General features: G+C 50.1%; 2 protein-coding genes. Both read right to left on the minus strand.

The window, feature by feature from the left end; all coding sequences use genetic code 11:
- A partial coding sequence (locus AA105894_RS09325; RefSeq protein WP_267311483.1) for a phage/plasmid replication protein, II/X family occupies positions 1-786 on the minus strand: 786 nt, incomplete at its 3' end.
- Positions 787-1,257: 471 nt separating this feature from the next.
- Positions 1,258-2,002: type II secretion system protein GspD (locus AA105894_RS09330; protein WP_267311484.1), on the minus strand; the 745-nt coding region annotated here is incomplete at its 5' end.

Consider the following 2,002-nt stretch of genomic DNA (forward strand, 5'->3'; position numbering starts at 1 on the left):
AGGAACCTGAACCGGGTCCAAATCAGCCGCCCGAAGTAAACCTAACCGCTTCAACTCGCCGGTACGTAAAGTTAGCTCGATACGAAGCTTGTTGCGAGCCCAGAAGACAAGATCATCACAGCGCGGCAGATCAGCCGGCAAGCGATGATGTGGGACAAGAATCTCAGCCCCTTTGTGATAAAGCTTGAACTGCCAGTTAGATGCTCTCTTACCCTTGGCAACCTTGCCATAATACAAGGTTCCCTCCTGATAATGACCGCGACCACGATACTTGATGGACGCGCTCTTAGAGGCAGAAAGAAGCCAGGCATTCACATCATCGAAAGTCTCAAGCTCGTACATAAACGTCAAATCAACACGAGACATAGGATAATCGCCAGAACGCCACACAGACAGGTTCTCACCAGTAGGAACCAACTGCAACATAGAACAAATGCGAGTCATAGTCTCAAAAACAAGACCTATTATATCATCGACACCGAATAGATTATGGCCTTGCAAGAATTTGGAAGGATTTCCCGAGAGCCTAACAAAGCCAATGCCATCAGATATAATCGACATTTTGGCAGAGTAAGAACCGGGGAGCCACAAAGTCTTCTCAGCAGAAAAATCTATAGAACCGTCTGCCTTCAAATGAACAACACGACCGCCATTTATAGGCAAATCCCAGTCAAGAGGAAGGCGGCAACTAACATAGTCAATCACGGGACTGCCTTTTCTGAAGTAGGGAAGCCGCGAAATCACGAAGAGCTTTTTCGTCGTCAACATGAACACGAAGAAGAACACGAGTGATTCCAATGGACTTTTGTTTTTCTACCCACCTTTGCCGACGATCAACCTTACCACCATCGCGAATGAACTTCTCAATGGGAGTAGCGCGGGAAGAAGGAGGCTTAGACGAAGACATAACTACCGAACCCAGAAAGATGCAAAAAGAGAACGATAGAGGAAAAACGAAGAAGGAGCGAGGAAGGGAAGGAGTCCGAAAGTCCGTCCGAGAGTCCGAAAAATCGGACAAAATTTGCATGGTTATATGTCATGCAAATTACCCCCCAGGCGGCGCGCTTCGATTGCGTTTCCTCACAAGCTCCGGGCCGCTCGAAGCGCGCCCGTGAAACGTCGATACAGACAAAAAGAACCGAGATCAAGGAACGCCACTCAAGACGCCTACGGCGGCCTACGGCTCTCCCGCTCTGCGCTCGATCTTGATCGAGAGCCCACGAGGCGAGACAGACGGAATGCAATAGGGAAACGGAGTTAGTAGCCACGCGGAGCCTCCGGGACGCTACGAAGGGGAACCGGGGCAGGGCGCGGGAGACGAGCGCGTACAGCGACCTCCTGAGGCGTAGGAGAACCATCAATCTGATTGAGGCGAACGACCTGCAACACGATCAGGAGATCAGAACGGCTGTTCTGATTGGCAGTACCTCCAACGAAAGGCAGGAAGGAAAAAGCCGTGTGGCCTCGCGTGACTTGTGACTGAGACAAACCGCCCATGATGACAACATCGCCGTCATGAAGAGACAGTGAGGACGTTAGAGAGCGCTGCTGCAAGGTCGGGGTATTATTGACGCCTGTGGTGGTATTAATAAAAGAACTGATTTCCTGAAAAACACCAATGTCAATAGAGTTGTCATGAACGGTGGGAAGAACAGAGAATATAACGCCGCTTTGCTTATACTCGACAGACTGAACAGGAGTAGAGGAAGAACCATTACCCGCATACGAAACAGAACCAATGACGGGAACCTGTTGACCAACATTGAAGGAAGCCGGTTGACCAGAGCGTGCGCGGAGACTGGGAGCGGTGACGACGCGGAAACGGTTATCAGAGCTAAGGCTCCGAACAACCGACTCAATCGCGGTATTTTTCAGGGTTAAGGCGGACTGAGACCAATCAGCGGAAAGCTTAAAATCAGAGCCAAGAACCGCAAGAACAGTCTGAAACGTCGAATTGTCATTAAGGTCAGAGTGAACCTCAAACACAGACGCCTTAACAAGA

The sequence above is a fragment of the Asaia spathodeae NBRC 105894 genome (genome assembly GCF_025994195.1).
GTDB classification, from domain to species: domain Bacteria; phylum Pseudomonadota; class Alphaproteobacteria; order Acetobacterales; family Acetobacteraceae; genus Asaia; species Asaia siamensis.